The 15,550-nt window shown below is 68.9% G+C and carries 12 protein-coding genes; 5 read left to right on the top strand and 7 right to left on the bottom strand.

Annotation, left to right across the window (positions count from 1 at the left end):
* The first annotated feature begins 21 nt into the window (after nt 1-21).
* Genes G7043_RS37830 through G7043_RS37820 form a run of 3 tightly spaced genes read left to right on the top strand, consistent with a single transcriptional unit; the run spans nt 22 to nt 2,128 of the window.
* Nucleotides 22-1,056: an aromatic ring-hydroxylating dioxygenase subunit alpha gene (locus tag G7043_RS37830; RefSeq protein ID WP_166053483.1), complete on the top strand. Its 1,035-nt coding sequence runs from the start codon at nt 22-24 to the stop codon at nt 1,054-1,056.
* Complete coding sequence (locus G7043_RS48850; protein ID WP_086664072.1) at nt 1,053-1,211, top strand: hypothetical protein; 159 nt, start codon at nt 1,053-1,055, stop codon at nt 1,209-1,211. The genes G7043_RS37830 and G7043_RS48850 overlap by 4 nt, the downstream gene beginning before the upstream one ends.
* Nucleotides 1,208-2,128, top strand: coding sequence for a PDR/VanB family oxidoreductase (locus G7043_RS37820; protein WP_166053482.1), 921 nt, complete (start codon nt 1,208-1,210; stop codon nt 2,126-2,128). Before G7043_RS48850 ends, G7043_RS37820 begins: the two co-directional genes overlap by 4 nt.
* Nucleotides 2,129-2,132: 4 nt before the next feature.
* Here the strand turns inward: G7043_RS37820 and G7043_RS37815 are convergent, their stop codons facing one another.
* Entirely contained in the window at nt 2,133-3,647 is a 1,515-nt protein-coding gene (locus G7043_RS37815; protein WP_166053481.1) for a discoidin domain-containing protein, read from the bottom strand.
* A 207-nt stretch (nt 3,648-3,854) separates the two neighbouring features.
* Here G7043_RS37815 and G7043_RS37810 point away from each other — a divergent pair, with 207 nt between their 5' ends.
* Both G7043_RS37810 and G7043_RS37805 read left to right on the top strand, forming a co-directional pair.
* Nucleotides 3,855-5,294: a family 43 glycosylhydrolase gene (locus G7043_RS37810; protein ID WP_166053480.1), complete on the top strand. Its 1,440-nt coding sequence runs from the start codon at nt 3,855-3,857 to the stop codon at nt 5,292-5,294.
* A 10-nt stretch (nt 5,295-5,304) separates the two neighbouring features.
* Nucleotides 5,305-6,747 carry a family 43 glycosylhydrolase gene (locus G7043_RS37805; protein ID WP_166053479.1) on the top strand — a complete coding sequence of 481 codons (1,443 nt, stop codon included), beginning with the start codon at nt 5,305-5,307 and terminating at the stop codon, nt 6,745-6,747.
* Here the strand turns inward: G7043_RS37805 and G7043_RS37800 are convergent.
* The 6 genes from G7043_RS37800 to G7043_RS37775 all read right to left on the bottom strand — a co-directional run bounded on the left by G7043_RS37800 (nt 6,727) and on the right by G7043_RS37775 (nt 15,495).
* Complete coding sequence (locus G7043_RS37800; RefSeq protein WP_166053478.1) at nt 6,727-8,886, bottom strand: glycosyl hydrolase family 95 catalytic domain-containing protein; 2,160 nt, start codon at nt 8,884-8,886, stop codon at nt 6,727-6,729. The two genes, G7043_RS37805 and G7043_RS37800, sit on opposite strands and share 21 nt — an antisense overlap.
* The gene (locus G7043_RS37795) at nt 8,883-10,841 is read right to left on the bottom strand and encodes a beta-galactosidase (RefSeq protein ID WP_166053477.1); all 1,959 of its coding nucleotides are present in this window, start codon (nt 10,839-10,841) and stop codon (nt 8,883-8,885) included. The genes G7043_RS37800 and G7043_RS37795 overlap by 4 nt, the downstream gene beginning before the upstream one ends.
* 3 nt (nt 10,842-10,844) lie before the next feature.
* Entirely contained in the window at nt 10,845-11,756 is a 912-nt protein-coding gene (locus G7043_RS37790; RefSeq protein WP_166053476.1) for a carbohydrate ABC transporter permease, read from the bottom strand.
* Entirely contained in the window at nt 11,753-12,727 is a 975-nt protein-coding gene (locus tag G7043_RS37785) for an ABC transporter permease (protein WP_166053475.1), read from the bottom strand. Before G7043_RS37785 ends, G7043_RS37790 begins: the two co-directional genes overlap by 4 nt.
* Nucleotides 12,714-14,378 carry an extracellular solute-binding protein gene (locus G7043_RS37780; protein WP_313888269.1) on the bottom strand — a complete coding sequence of 555 codons (1,665 nt, stop codon included), beginning with the start codon at nt 14,376-14,378 and terminating at the stop codon, nt 12,714-12,716. The genes G7043_RS37785 and G7043_RS37780 overlap by 14 nt, the downstream gene beginning before the upstream one ends.
* 109 nt (nt 14,379-14,487) lie before the next feature.
* Nucleotides 14,488-15,495 (bottom strand): LacI family DNA-binding transcriptional regulator, encoded by a 1,008-nt coding sequence (locus G7043_RS37775; protein WP_086664063.1) that lies wholly within the window; start codon nt 15,493-15,495, stop codon nt 14,488-14,490.
* Between the last annotated feature and the right edge of the window lie 55 nt (nt 15,496-15,550).

Below are 15,550 nucleotides of genomic sequence, written 5' to 3'. Positions count from 1 at the left end.
CCACGGAGAAGGAACGGCCCAATGACCAGTTTCCCGCGCGATCAGTGGTATGTCGCCGCGTACGGTTCCGAGATCGTGCACGACCTGTTCAGCCGCACCATCTGCGGCGAGCCGATCCTGTTCTGGCGCACCCGCGACGGAGCGGTGACCGCGATGCCGGACCGGTGCGTGCACCGCCGTTTCCCGCTGTCCCAGCCACCGTCTCGACTGGTCGACGACCAGGTGGTCTGCGGCTACCACGGCTTCACCTACAACTCGAGCGGCCAGTGCGTCGCCGTGCCGGGACAGACCCGCATCCCGCGCACCGCGAGGCTCGCGCCGTACCCGGTCGTGGAGCAGGACTCGTTCGTGTGGGTCTTCATCGGCGATCCGGCGAACGCCGACGCCTCCCGGATCCCGCGGGCGCCGTGGCTCGTCGCGCCGGACTACACCACGGTGTGCGGCATGGAACCGTTGCGCGCCAGGTACGAACTGCTCGTCGACAACCTGCTGGACCTCTCGCACGAGACCTACCTGCACGGCGGTTACATCGGTACGCCCGAGGTCGCCTCCACCCCGATCACGACCGAGGTCGACGAGGACGCGGGCATCGTCTACGTCTCCCGGCACATGGACGACGCGGAATGCCCGCCGTTCTACTCGAAGTCGACCGGTCTGCAGGGCCGGATCGCGCGCTGGCAGGACATCGAGTACACCCCGCCGTGTCTGTACAAACTGCACAGCCGCATCGCACCGGTCGGGTCCGTGCCCAACCCGGACGGCACCGACCCGGACGCGTTCCACGTCGAGGTCGTGTACGCGATCACGCCGGAGACCGAGCACTCGACCCACGACTTCTGGGCGGTGGCACGGGACTTCGCCCTCGACGACGAGGACGTCTCGGCGTTCCTGGCCGAGAACAACCGCACGGTCGTCCTCCAGGACGTCGTGGCGCTGGACGTCCTGGAGCAGGTCATCGCCTCCGAGCCCGAGGGCTACCAGGAGCTGTCGATCAACATCGACACCGGCGGGCTCGCCGCGCGGCGGATGCTCAAGAAGCTGTGTGAGAAGCCGTGAACGCGCTCACCGGCAACCGCGTGTTCCGCATCCACTGGGTGCTGGGCACCGACCGGCTGCGCGCGGTCTGCCACTGCCGCGCCGAGCGCGAGTTCGAGGACCCGATCGAGTTGTGGGAGTGGCTGCACGCTCATCCGGAGGGGCACGCGCCGTGAAACTGCTCCTGGACAGCAAGGACACGATCGCGGACGGCGTGGTGCTGCTGACGCTGCGGGATCCGGACGGGCTGCCGCTGCCCTCCTGGACGCCGGGTGCGCACGTCGACCTGGTGCTCGCGGACGGCCTGATCCGCCAGTACTCGCTGTGCGGTGACCCGTCCGACACCTCGGTCCTGCGGGTCGCCGTCCTGCGCGAGCAACCCGGTCGCGGCGGCTCGCGGCACGTGCACGACGTGCTCACCGCCGGGCAGCGGATCGAGGTGCTCGGGCCGCGCAACCACTTCCCGCTCGTCGAGGCCGGGCGCTACCTGTTCATCGCGGGTGGCATCGGCATCACCCCGATCCTGCCGATGATCGAGCAGGTCGCGGCGGCCGGCCACGACTGGCGGCTGGTCTACGGCGGCAGGACGCGGGCCTCCATGGCGTTCCTGGCCGAGCTGGAGCGGCACGACAACGTCGAGATCCGGCCGCAGGACGAGCACGGGCTGCTCGACCTCCCGGCGGTGTTCGCCGACGTCGATGACGACACGGCCGTCTACTGCTGCGGACCCGAACCCCTGCTGGCCGCCGTCGAACAGCACCGCACCACCGGTTCGCTGCACGTCGAGCGGTTCGCGCCGAAGGCAGGAGCGACCGACGGGCCGCGCCAGGAGTTCGAGGTCGAACTGGCGCAGACCGGCGGCGTCCTGCGGGTACCGGCCGACCGGTCGATCCTCGAGGTCCTCGAAGGATCGGGGGTGCCGGTGTTGTCGTCCTGCCAGGAAGGAACGTGCGGCACCTGCGAGACGCCGGTGCTGTCCGGCACGCCCGATCACCGCGACTCCCTGCTGTCGGACGACGAACGGCAGCAGGGAGACGTGATGATGATCTGCGTGTCCCGGGCCCTCTCGGACCGCTTGGTGCTCGACCTCTGAGAGGTCAGTGCTCCAGCAGGGAGACGCTGGTGCCGTAGCCGGAGTCGCCGACGTACGGCACCGGACGGCCGATGCCGATGGTGACGGAGACGTCCTTGCCGGTGATGTCACCGGTCGGGAAGTACCTGCTCGGGATCAACCCGCCGGGGCACCAGCTGCGCGGGTTGCTGGTGGTGTTGTTGCGGAAGATCCCGGGGTTGCCGTCCGGGCTGTACTGCTCCAGGTTCGCGCAGTCCACCGCGGTGGAGAACGAACCGACCCTGGTGCCGTTGACCGACACGGTGACCGTGGTGTTGGAGTACTCCTCACCGCCCGCCGCCGAGCCGTAGCCGGCGATCACCAGCGCGATGTCGCCGCGGTTCCCGGTGGCGGTGTGCTTCACCGGGCCCGCGGTGATCGAGTTGGTGGTCTCCCGCACGCCGGAGATCATCCCGGCGACGTCGTGGTCGCGTGCGGTCAGCGTGACGCTGGAGATCAGCGACATCGAGTACTTGAAGCCGATCGCCCGGAACTCCGGGGTGACCTCGGGATGCGACTCGCACGCGTCACCGCGGTACGGGTTGGAGCCGCCGCCGATGCCGAGGTACACGTCCTTGTTCGGGTCCGCCAGCGCGCCGGCGTACGGACCGAGGTCGGCGTCCGGGAAGGTGTAGTTCGCCTTGGCTCCGCGCCAGTAGTTGCTGAACGGCGTGATGAAGTCCTGAAGGGTCACCCTCGGCGTCGTCGCGGTCGGGGTGGTGCCCTTCGGCACGGCGACGTAGAACACCGTGCCGATCCGGTCGTAGTTGTCGCACTGCGCGTGGTAGCTCACCCGCACCCGCAGGTCGTCGCCGATCAGCGCCTTCTCCGCGTCGGTCAGCTTCCTGGCGAACTCGGTGCCGCGGTTCCACATCAGCACGCCCGCGGGCGGGGTGTAGCCGACCGGGTCGTTGCTGGTGTAGATGCCGAACTGCGGGATGTGGTCGAACACCGGGATGGTGCCGCCGCCGGGGGTTCCGCTGCTGGTGCCGTACACCTCGAACTCGTAGATCCGCGCGGCCTGGTCGGTGCTCTGGGTCGGCGTGGTGACGACGAGTTTGGCGTAACGGGCGTTGGTCGCGGTGATCGAATGCGTCGTCGTGTTCGCGGTGTTGTTCGTGACGGACACCTGGTTGGTCCAGGTGTTGCCGTCGGCGGACAGCTGGATGGTGAACGCCTTGGTGTTGTACACCGCCGCCTCGCCGCCGGCACCCGCGTGCTTGACCGTGAAACCGGTGATCGAGCCGGGCAGGCCCAGGTCGACCTGCAGGTACCTGGTCGCCGCCGTCGAGCACCACTTGTCACTGTTGCCCCCGGAGACGCTGCCGTTCACGGCCTTCTCCGGTCCTTCGGAACCCGCGCACGCGGCAGAGCCCGTGGCCGGTCTGTTCAACGCCAGGTTGGTGACCGCCGCGGTCGCGGCCGGTGAACTCGCGATCAAGGACAGGCTGAGCACGCCCAGCGCCACGATCATCCGGGGCACTTTCAACTGAACCGTCATGCGGACCTCGGTGAGTTGCAGGGAAAGGTCCTGCCCGATGCTGCCGAGCGGCTCCCGGTCCGGGCCAGCCGCCGTTCGTCGGCCGCGATCCACAGATGTGAACGCTCACTCTGCGTTCGACATCGCGTTCGACAAACCTTGTCAGGAAAGAAAACGTTGGGTTACGGTGCGCCGAAACAGCGATGTTAGCGATAACAAGGACGGTCAATGAAGACAGCCTTGCACCGCGTGGTCGTGCTGGTACTGGCCGCTGTCACCTGCGTCGCCGGCCTGCCGGTGTCGCCCGCGAACGCCTCCCCCGCAGCGCGCTACACGAACCCGATCGCCGAACGGCGCGCCGATCCGCACATCTTCAAGCACACCGACGGCTTCTACTACTTCACCGCGACCGTGCCGGAGTACGACCGGATCGTGCTGCGCCGCGCGACCACGATCCAGGGCCTGGCCTCGGCGCCGGAGACCGTGATCTGGCGCAAGCATTCGAGTGGTGACATGGCCGCGCACATCTGGGCGCCGGAGATCCACTTCATCAACGGCAAGTGGTACGTCTACTTCGCGGCGGGACGCAGCGACGACATCTGGCGCATCCGGATGTGGGTGCTGGAGAGCTCGAGTGCCAACCCGCTGACCGGGACGTGGACCGAACGCGGCCGCATCACGACCCCGTGGGACACCTTCTCGCTGGACGCCTCGACGTTCGTCAACAACGGCGTGCGCTACCTGACCTGGGCGCAGCAGGAACCCGGCATCTCCACGAACTCCAACGTGTACCTCGCCCGCATGGGCGCGAACCCGTGGACGATCACCGGCACGGTGACGCGGCTGACGGTGCCGACGCTGGCCTGGGAGACCCGCGGGTTCAAGGTGGCCGAGGGTCCGACCGTCCTGCAACGCAACGGAAAGCTCTTCCTGACGTACTCGGCGAGCGCGACCGACGCGAACTACTGCCTCGGCATGCTGACCGCGTCGGCGTCGGCGAACCTGCTCGACGCCGCGTCGTGGACCAAGAGCCCCAACCCCGTGTTCGCCACCAACGACGCGACCGGCCAGTACGGGCCCGGCCACAACTCGTTCACGGTGTCCGAGGACGGCCAAAGCGACGTCATGGTCTACCACGACCGCAACTACCGCGACATCAACGGTGATCCGCTCAACGACCCGAACCGCCGCACCCGCGTGCAGAAGGTCTACTACAAGGCCGACGGCACACCGGACTTCGGCATCCCGGTGCCCGACGGCGCCACCCCGGTCCGGCTCAAGTCCTACAACCTCACCGACCGGTTCGTGCGGCACTGGGAGTTCCGCGCCAAGCTGGAAGCGGGCGTGTCCCCGCTGGCGGACTCGCAGTTCAAGGTCGTGACAGGCCTGACCGGCAGCGGCACGGTGTCACTGGAATCCACCAACTTCCCCGGCTACTACCTGCGCCACAAGAACAACGAACTGTGGGTCGAGCGCACCGACAACAGCACCCTGTTCCGCAACGACGCCAGCTTCTCGCAGCGCCCAGGACTCGCGGCGAGCTCGGCGGTGTCGTTCGAGTCGGTGAACTTCCCCGGCCGCTACATCAGGCACAGCAACGGGTTGCTCTACCTGCAAGCGGTGAGCGACGCGCAGGGCCGGGCCGACGCGACGTTCGTGCTGGAGTGAGGAGATGCGCATGACCGCGGCAGCCCGCCTGTTCGCCGTGTCCGTGTTGCTGGTGGCCACCGCGGTGGCATCACCGGCGGCGGTGGCGGCCACAGTGGACACGAACGCGTCCTACGTCCTGGTCAACCGCAACAGCGGCAAGGCGTTGGACGTCTACAACCTCGCCACCGACGACGGTGCGCCGATCGTGCAGTGGTCGCGCAACGACGGCGCCTGGCAGCAGTGGCAGTTCGTCGACTCCGGCGGCGGCTACTACCGCCTGAAGTCCCGGCACAGCGGCAAGGTGCTGGACTTCCCGACCACCGCGGACCGCGCCGGGCTCGTGCAGACGACCGACGCCGGCCGCACCGGTCAGCAGTTCCGGCTGGCCGACTCGGACGGCGGGCACGTGCGCCTGATCAACCGCGCCAGCGGCAAGGCCGTCGACGTGCTGGACTTCTCGACCGCCGACGGCGCGCAGGTCGTCCAGTGGCCGGACACCCAGGGCCGCAACCAGCAGTGGCAGCTGGTTCGGGTGGGAACGTTCACCAACCCGATCAAACGCAACGGCCCCGACCCGTGGCTGCAGTACTACAACGGCTACTACTACCTGGCCACGACTACGTGGAACTCCACGATCACCATGCGCCGGTCCCGCACGCTCGCCGGTCTGTCGAGCGCCGCGGACACCGTGGTGTTCAACCTCGCCGGCAGGCCCAACGGGTGCTGCAACATGTGGGCGCCGGAGTTCCACCTGCTCAACGGTCGTTGGTACATGTACTACGTCGCCGGGCAGAACGTCCCGGACTACAACCCCACCCAGCGCCTGCACGTGCTGGAGAGCGCGGGCACCGACCCGATGGGCCCGTACACGTTCAAGGCCGACCTGGGCAGCACCTGGGAACTCGACCCGAGCATCCTGCAGCACAACGGCAGGCTCTACCTGATGGGCAGCGCGATCGACGGCACGCAGAGCCTGACCATCACCCCGCTGTCCAACCCGTACACGATCAGCGGCGCGCGCCGCACCATCTCCCAGCCCACCCTCGCGTGGGAACGGCAGACCGGGGCGGTGAACGAGGGCGCGGAGCCGTTGTACCGCAACGGCCGCGTCATGATCGTGTACTCGGCCAGCGCCTGCTGGGGGCCGGACTACAAGCTCGGCCTGCTCACCCTCACCGGGTCGGATCCGCTCAACCGGGCGCACTGGACGAAGTCGCCCAACCCGGTGTTCCAGCGCAACGACGGCAACGGCGTGTTCGCCCCGGGCCACAACGGGTTCTTCAAGTCGCCCGACGGCACCGAGGACTGGATCGTCTACCACGCCAACGACAGCGCCTCGGGCGGTTGCGACATGAACCGCTCCACCCGCGCGCAGAAGTTCAGCTGGAACAGCGACGGAACACCCAACTTCGGCACTCCGGTCCGGCTCGGCACGCCGCTCGCGGTGCCGTCAGGTGAACCGGCGAGCTGATGTGAGCCGCTCGTCGAGCATCAGCTCGGCGAGCGGCCGCACCGTCACTTCGGCGGTTCGGTCCCGGTAGCGCAGCACAACGGTCTTCTCGTCGTCGAGGGCCCGCAATCCCACCGCGCGCAGCTCGCCTTCGTCCCACCACAGGTCGACCACCACGCCACCGCGCGCCCGCAACCCTCGCACCACACCCGTCGGCCATGCTCCTGGCAACGCCGGGAGCAGCCTGATCTCGCCGGTGTGGCTCTGCAGCAGCATTTCCGCGATCGCGGCGGTGGCGCCGAAGTTGCCGTCGATCTGGAACGGCGGATGCGCGCACAACAGGTTGCGATAGACCCCCGCGCCGCCCGTCGTCGCGTCGGTCAGCAACATCGACAGCAACGTGTGCGCGCGGTCGCCGTCGCCGAGCCGTGCCCACAGCGCGGCTTTCCAGGCGAGCGACCAGCCGGTGCCCGCGTCTCCCCTGGCGACGAGCGCGCGTTCGGCGGCCTCGGCCAGTTCCGGGGTGAGCGCGGGATCGATCCGGTCACCGGGATAGAGCCCGAACAGGTGGGACAGGTGCCGGTGGTCGGGTTCGGCCTCTGCAATCTCGTCCGCCCACTCCAGCAACTGGCCGTGCGATCCGATCGGTGGTGGTGGCAACTCGATCTCACGGACGCTGTCCACCACGTCGTCGCGGACTTTCAACACGTCTGCGGCGTCGAGCAGGTTCGCGAACAGATCCGCGATCAACGCGAGGTCCATTGTGGACCCGACACCGACCGCGACCGGTCTTCCCTCCACCAGGTAGTGGTTCTCGGGTGACGTCGACGGTGCAGTGGTGAGCACGCCGTCGCGCTCGACCAGCCAGTGCAGGCAGAACTCGGCGGCGCCGCGCAACACCGGCCACGCGTGGTCGCGCAGCCAGTCGACATCACCGGTGAACGCGTAGTGCTCCCACAGGTGCCGGGACAGCCACGCCGCGGCCATCGGCCAGTTCGCCCACGCCGGATCACCGCTCACCGGTGTGGTCAGGCACCACGGATCGCTGTTGTGGTGCGCCACCCAGCCGGGCGCGCCGTACAGCGCCTTCGCCGTGGCCGTGCCGAACCCGGCCAGCCTCGACACGAACTCCAGCAGCGGCTCGTGACACTCGGGCAGCGCGGTGACCTCGGCGGGCCAGTAGTTCATCTGCAGGTTGATGTTGAGCGTGTAGTTGCCGCGCCACGGCGGGTCGACGTGCGGGTTCCAGACGCCCTGCAGGTTCGCGGGCAGCGTGCCCGGCCGCGAACTGGTGATCAGCAGATAGCGGCCGTACTGGAACAGCAGTGCGGCGAGCGCCGGATCGGGCCGCGCGAGCCGTTGGTCGGTCGGCAGGTCCGGCGCCGGTCCCAGTTGGAGGCTGACCCGGTCGAACAACGCCTGGTGGGCCTCGACCGCCTGCTCGCGGACCGTCGCCCAGCCCAGTCGGCGGGCCTGCTCGACCCGTGCGAGCGCCAGCCGGGAGCACTCGGCGGGATCGTCCAGCGGATGGGCACCTGGCCCGCGGTAGCCCGCCTCGGTGGCGACGTAGACCGTGTCGCCGTCCACGACGGCGACCGCCGCCCACGCCATGCCGTCAGGTACCTGTCCGAGCACGCTCACGACCTCGCCAGTCGAGGTGAAGTGCTCGCCCGGCAACTGTCCTCGCAGCAGCAAGCCGACCTGGGCACCCGTCACGCGCAACGCCAGGACGTGCAGGCCGGGGTGGCAGACGGCCTCGCGCCGCACTTCCGTCGCGCCCGTCCGGTACGACAGGGAGTAGACGCCCGTGCGCAGGTCCAGCTCGCGCCGATAGGACTCCGCCTCGGCCTCGGCCGGACCACCGACGAGCATGAGGTTGGCGAGCGGCAGGTACTTCGCCGTGTCCGGGCCCTGCACCTGCCGCAGCAGGTCCTCGGCCGCGCGAGGCGAGCCGGCCAGGGCGTGCGCGCGGGCCTTGGTGACCAGATCGGGATCGCCGGACGGCGGCGGCAGCGGTGAGCCCGTCCACAACCGGTCGTCGTTGAGCTGCACCAGTTCGGTGTCGACGCCGCCGAAGCACATCGCGCCGAGGCGCCCGGTGCCGAGCGGCAGCGCCTCCTCCCACGTTCCGGCGGGTGCGGTGAACCACAGCCGCGTCACCGCAGCACCCGCACGCCGTACCGGGGCAGCTCGGTCGCGCCGCTGACCCGCTCACCGCTGAGTAGGTCCACCCGCTTGCCCTCCACCACGACCTTCGCGGGTTCGGGCCGGTGGTTGATCACGAACAACAGCTCGCCGCGCCGCACCACCTCCACCCCCTCCGGCTGCGGTGACGCGGTCACGCCTGCCCGCGAGGCGATGTGCGCGAGCAGCGCCCGCATCGCGGCGGGTTCCGGCCTGGTCGCCACGTACCAGGCCGTGCCCTCGCCGAAACCGTTGCGCAGCACCACCGGTGTGCCGGCGAGCTCGCCCTCGGCCACCTCGGCGACGGGCTCGGCGGTGGTGACGGACAGGTCGTCGGCCCAGAAGTCGGCGGTGAACTCGCCGAGCAACTCCGACGTGCACGACAGCGAGCCCTGCTGGGGCAGGAACTCGTCGATCCGCAGTCCCATCACGTCGGCCAGCAGTGCGGGATAGCCGCCCATCCGGACGTGGTCGTGCTCGTCCACGACACCGGAGAAGAAGCCCATCACGAACGTGCCGCCCTCGTCCACATAGGACGTGATGCGGTCGGCGTCGCTGGCGGTGAGCAGGTAGAGGTTCGGCGCGAGCACGATCGGATACTTGGTCAGGTCGTCGCACGGGCGCACGAAGTCGGTGACGATGCCCAGCTGCCACAACGGTTCGTAGAAGTCCCGCAGCCGCGCGAGCAGGTCGATCGACGCCGGCAGGTGCGCGCCGCTGACCGCCCACCAGTTGTCCCAGTCCATCAGGATCGCGACCTGCGCCGGCACCGGCGAGCCCACGACGTCCGGCAGTTCGGCGAGGTCGCGGCCGAGCGCGGTGACCTCGCGGAACACCCGGCTGTGCGGGCCCCGGTGCGGCACCATGCCGGAGTGGAACTTCTCGGCGCCCGCCCGGGAGGCCCGCCACTGGAAGAAGCACACGGAGTCGGAGCCACGCGCGATCGCCTGCAGGGACTGGGTTCGGAGGTGGCCGGGTGGGCGGCGGGCGCCGTGCGAGCCGCTCGCGGACTGCTCCATCAGGAACCACGGCTTGCGCCCGGCCAGGCCGCGCATCAGGTCGTAGCTCATGGCGGTGCCGATGTGCGCGGTCGGATCGGTCAGGTCGGGATACCAGTCGTGCGACACGAAGTCCTGCTCGGCCGCCGCCTGCCAGTAGTCGAGCGGGGCGAACAGGCCCATGAAGTTCGACGTGATCGGGACCTCGGGCGTGGCCGCCCGCAGGATCTCGCGCTCGGCCCGCAGGCACTGCAGCAGCGACTCGGAGCAGAACCGCTTGAAGTCCAGCACCTGGGTGGGGTTGCGCAGGTACGGTGCCGCGCGCGGCGGCAGGATCTCGGCCCACTCCCCGTAGTGCTGGCTCCAGAACGCGGTCGCCCACGCCTCGTTCAGCGCGCCGAGCGTCTCGTACTTCTCGCACAGCCAACGCCGGAAGTGCTGCGCGGTCCCGTCGCAGTAGCAGACCTCGCAGTACTCGTTGTTGACGTGCCACAGCCTCAGCGCCGGGTGCTCGCCGTAGCGGCGGGCGAGCGCCGTGACGATGGCGCGGGCGTAGTGGCGGTAGACCTGCGACGACGGGCAGTAGTGGTTGCGGGAACCGTGCGACATCCGGACGCCGTCGGCCGTCACCATCAGCGTGTCCGGGTGCCGCAGGCTCATCCACGGCGGCGGCGAGGCCGTCGGGGTCGCGAGGCTCACGCCTATCTCGTTCTCGTGCAACAGGTCCAGCACACGGTCGAGCCAGCCGAAGTCGAACGTGCCGGGCGACGGCTCCAGTCTTCCCCAGGAGAACACGCCGACGGTGACCAGGTTGACCCCGGCCTCCCGCATCAGCGCGACGTCCTCGAGCCACACCGTCTCCGGCCACTGCTCCGGGTTGTAGTCGCCTCCGTACACGAGACGGCCGCGGGTGACGTCGGACAGCTCAGGCATGTGTCATCCCTTGATGGCGCCGAGGATGACGCCCTTGGTGAAGTGCTTTTGCACGAACGGGTACACGAACAACACGGGCACGACGGCGATGACGACCACCGCCATCTTCACCGCGAGCGTCGGCAACGGCGCGGCGCCCTCGATCACCGATTCCCCGCCGGTGCCGGGAATCGGCTGGCCCTGCAGGACGTACTGCCGCAACACGAGCTGGATCGGCCACTTGTCCGGCGTGTTGAGGTACAGGAAGGCGTTGAAGAACGCGTTCCAGTACCCGACCGCGTAGAACAGCGCGATCACCGCGGTGACGGCTTTGGACAAGGGCAGCACGATCCGGGTCAGGATGCCGAACTCCGAAGCCCCGTCGATGCGCGCGCTGTCCACCAGGTCCTGCGGGATGTTCATGAAGAACGACCGCAGCACCACGAGGTTGAACGCGGCCACCGCACCGGGCAGCACGAGCGCCGCGTAGGTGTCGATCAGGCCGAGCGAGCTCACCAGCAGGTAGGTCGGGATCATGCCCGGCCCGAACAGGAACGTCAGCAGCACCACGAACAGCAGCGGCCGGTGCGCGAACGAGCGAGGCCGGGACAGCCCGTAGGCGGCGAGCAGCGTCAGCACCGTGCTGAAGAGCGTGCCGAACACCGCGATCCCGGTGCTGACCAGCACCGCCCTGCTCACCACCCCGCCGGAGAGCAGTTCGGCGTAGGCGGCGAGGCTGAACCCGTCCGGGACCATCACCAGCCCGCCCGCCTTCGTGATGGCGGCCTGCGGCGACACGCTCGTCAGGATCACCACGTACAACGGGAAGAGCACGGCCAGCACCACGACCGCGACGACCACGCCCTTGGCGGCGCGCCCGAACAGCGTCGGCTCCTCGTCCCACAACGGACGGCGCCGCACGGCCACGACAGTCATTTCTGGTACACCCCCTGCTGACCGAAGACGTGCGCGAGCTTGTTGGCCCCGAGCACCAGCAGCAGGCCGACGACGCCCTTCACCAGCCCGGCCGCGGCCGCGTAGGACCAGTCGTTGTTCACCACACCGGTGAAGTACACGTAGGTGTCGAGCACTTCGGCCGTGTTCGCACCTACCGCGTCCCGTTGCAGCAGGAACTGCTCGAAACCGACGCTCAGCGCGTCACCGAGCCGCATGATGAGCAGCAGCACGATCACCGGCACCAGCGCGGGCAACGTGACGTGCCAGAGCCGCCGCCACCTCCCCGCCCCGTCGACCGCGGCGGCCTCGTACAGACTGGTGTCCACGGTGGACAAGGCGGCGAGGAAGATGATCGTGCCCCAGCCCGCGTCCTTCCACACGGACTGGAGCGTCACCAACCCGAGGAACAGGTCCGGGTTGTTCATGATGTCGACCGTCTGCGCGCCGTGCTCGCGCAGGAACGTGTTGATCGCCCCGGTCCCGCCGAACATCTGCTGGAACAGCGTGATCACCAGCACCCACGAGAAGAAGTGCGGCAGGTACACCACGCTCTGCACGAACATCCGCAGCCGCGCGCTGAGCAGGCTGTTGAGCAGCAGCGCGAGCATGATCGGGATCGGGAAGTAGAACACCAGCTGGAACAACGTGATCGTGACGGTGTTGAGCGCCGCCTGCCAGAACCCGGGATCGGTGAAGATCCGCTCGAAGTTGTACAGGCCGGTGAACGGGCTCGCGAGGATCCCGGTGTACGGCGAGTAGTTCTGGAACGCGATCACGTTGCCCAGCAACGGGACGTAGTGGAACACCAGGTACAGCACGATGGCGGGCGCCACCATCGCGAGCAGGGGCCAGTCGCGCCTGAGCCGGCGCCGCCACGCCTTCTCCCGACGGGGCGCGACCGGCGTTTCCACCGCCGTCGACGGACGGGTGAGCAGATCAGCGGCCGGCATCGGCCAGGACCTTCGTGTGGAACTCGCGCAGTTTGTCGCCACCCTTGCGGCGCCACTCGTCGGCCAGCTTGGTGACGTCCTCGACCGGGGTGCGGCCGTAGATGATGTCGAAGGTCTTGTCCTGGAACTCCTGGGGCAGCTTCGAGTACTCGGCAGGCTCGTCGACCTTGAGGCCGAACTCCAGCGGCTTGATCTGGTGCGCGTACGTGTCGGCGTACCAGGCGTGCGAGGCCTTCACGAAGTCCGGGTACGCGGGGTTCGTGACGATCGGCGGCGGCCCGGCGAAGAAGCCGTAGGTCAGCGTGATCTCCTTGCGGCCCAGGTCGTTCAGCTGCGGTTCGCCCTTGGCGTCACGCGTGCTGTGCGTGCCGTCGGTGCCGTAGTTGACCAGGTGGTACTCCTGCGTGCCGATCGGGCTCGCCGCGAAGTTGGTGATGCGCAGCAGCTCCTCGATCCGCTCCTTCGGCAGGTCCTTGCGGAACATCGTGATCATGCTGGTGGGGGTGGAGATCGGGTACGTCGGCTTGCCGCCGTCGTGGTTGAACAACGGCATGGCGGCCATGTCGAACTTCGGGTTCGAGGGCCGTTGCGCGGCCAGCGCCTCCTTCCACGCGCCGACGCCGTCCTGCACGATCAGCATCTGGCCGCTCGCGAAGAGCTCCTTGTGCTTGCTGGTGCCGCTGAGGGCGCCCGCCACGTAGTCGGGGTGGGCGTAGCCGGCGGCGCACAGCGAGCGGGTGAACTTCACCGCCTCGACGTAGGCCTCCGTCTCCAGCTGGTTGACCAGCTTGCCGGACGAGTCGCGGCTCCAGTCGCCCTTGCCGCCGAACATCCGCACCATGGAGCGGAAGATGTCCCCGAGGGCCCACCGCTTGGCCGCCGGATCCGTGATCTTCTTGCACAGCTGCTCGAACTCGGCGGCCGACTTCGGCGGCGCCACGCCGAGCTGCTCGAAGATGTCCTTGCGGTAGAACATGGTCTCCGGGAAGGGCGAGCCGGGGAACGGCACGCCGTAGAGCCGCTTGTTGAAGGCGCAGCCCAGCCAGTTGTCGGTGGGGATGTTCGCGAGCATCGGGTACTTGCGCGCCTCGTCGCCCTTGAGGAAGTCGGTCAGGTCGGTGAACACCGTGCCGACGCCCTCGGTGAAGCGGGCGGGGATCGTGAACGAGGGCATGACGACGATCTCCGGCACCTGCTTGGCGGCCATCATGGCGCTGAGCTTCTGCTGGTAGTCGTTACCGCTGACCTGTTCGAACTTGATCGTCGCGCCCAGCTTCGCGTTGACCGCGTCGTAGTAGGCGTTCTGCCCCAGACCTGGTGGCACCGGCCAGAACGACGGCGTCATCGCGGTGAGCTGGCCACCGGTGCCGGGCTTGTCCTTGATCGCCTCGACCAGCTGGGCCGGGTACTTCAGGTAGCCGGCCGGCGATCCGTTCACCCCGGCGAGGTCCGGTTTCACGAAGTCCACCGGAACGTGGGTCGGCAGCACGCCCGCGAGCTCGCCGCCCCCGAGCGCGCTGCCAGTCTGTGGGGCGGACGGGGAACTGCACGCCGTCACCGTGCCGCCGATCGTCGTCGCGAGCACGCCCGCGCCGACCAAGCCGAGGAAACCTCTGCGGTCTATGCCCGTGCGGTCATGTCCACCAGCCACGTCAAGCTCCTTCGCGCCACTTCACCGGGGATTTCAGGATGGGGAGTTCCACTGTCGAAGCGCTTCGACAGCCGCTGTCGCAGGGCCCGCACGGGGTCCTGCGGTGGTCTCAGGCGCGACGCAACCGCGGGGCGGTGCTCGCGCGGCCGGAGAGTTTCGGCGGCAGCAGGGTCAGCGGCGCCGTCGGGTGCCCGTTCAGCCGGGCGACGAGCAGTTCCATCGCCTGCCTGCCCAGCTCCTCCGCCGGCAGCTGCACCGAGGTCAGCTGCATCTGTTCCGCGAGCTCGTCCGGGCAGATCGCCACGACGGCCACGTCGTCGGGTACCCGGCGGCCCAGTGCGCGCAGGCTTCCCGCGACCCAGCCGAGCGCCGCCTCGTTGTGCACGACGAGCGCGGTCATCGCCGGTTGGGTGCGCAGCAACGAGCGCACGGACACCAGCACCGACTCGTAGTCGTCCTCGGCGGGCAACGCCGTCGAGGCGATCCCCCGCCGCATCGCCGCCGCGCCGAACCCGGCCATCGTGCGTTGCGCGTAGCCGGTGTTGCGCTGGTACACGACGCTCGGAGCGCCGAGGAACCCGATGTAGCGGTGACCGAGGTCGGCCAGGTGGTCGACGCAGCGCGCGCCGGCGGCCTCGAAGTCGAGGTCCACGCACGTCAGTCCCTTGACGGCGGCCGGGCGTCCGATGAGGACGGACGGTTGTGCCATCTGGCGCAGCAGCGGCACGCGGTCGTCGTCGAGTTCCACGTCCATCACCAGGAAGCCGTCGACCTGGGCGCTGCCCGCGACTCTGCGCAGGCCCTGCGCGCCCTGGTCCGCCGTCACCAGCAGCACGTCCATGTCGTGCCTGCGGGCGGTGGTGACCGCCGCCGTCACGAACCGCATCAGCACGGGGAGGTGCACGCCCGGACGCAGCGGCAGCACCAGCGCCACCACGTTCGCCCGGCTCGTCGCGAGCGCCCTGGCGCCGGCGTGCGGGTGGTAGCCCAGCAGCCGGATGCTTTCCCTGACCTTGGTTCGGGTCTGCGGCGAGATCGACCGCTTGCCCGTCAGCACGTAGGAGACGGTGCTCGGCGCGACGCCGGCATGCCTCGCCACATCCGCGATGGTGACCACGTTGGCACCTCCGAGTGTTGAAGCGTTTCGACAACATTACGGCTGAACGCTGGGA

Origin of the sequence: Lentzea alba (assembly GCF_011067745.1) — a bacterium.
Taxonomy (GTDB): Bacteria; Actinomycetota; Actinomycetes; order Mycobacteriales; family Pseudonocardiaceae; genus Lentzea; species Lentzea alba.
This window is presented reverse-complemented; position numbering and strand designations above follow the sequence as displayed.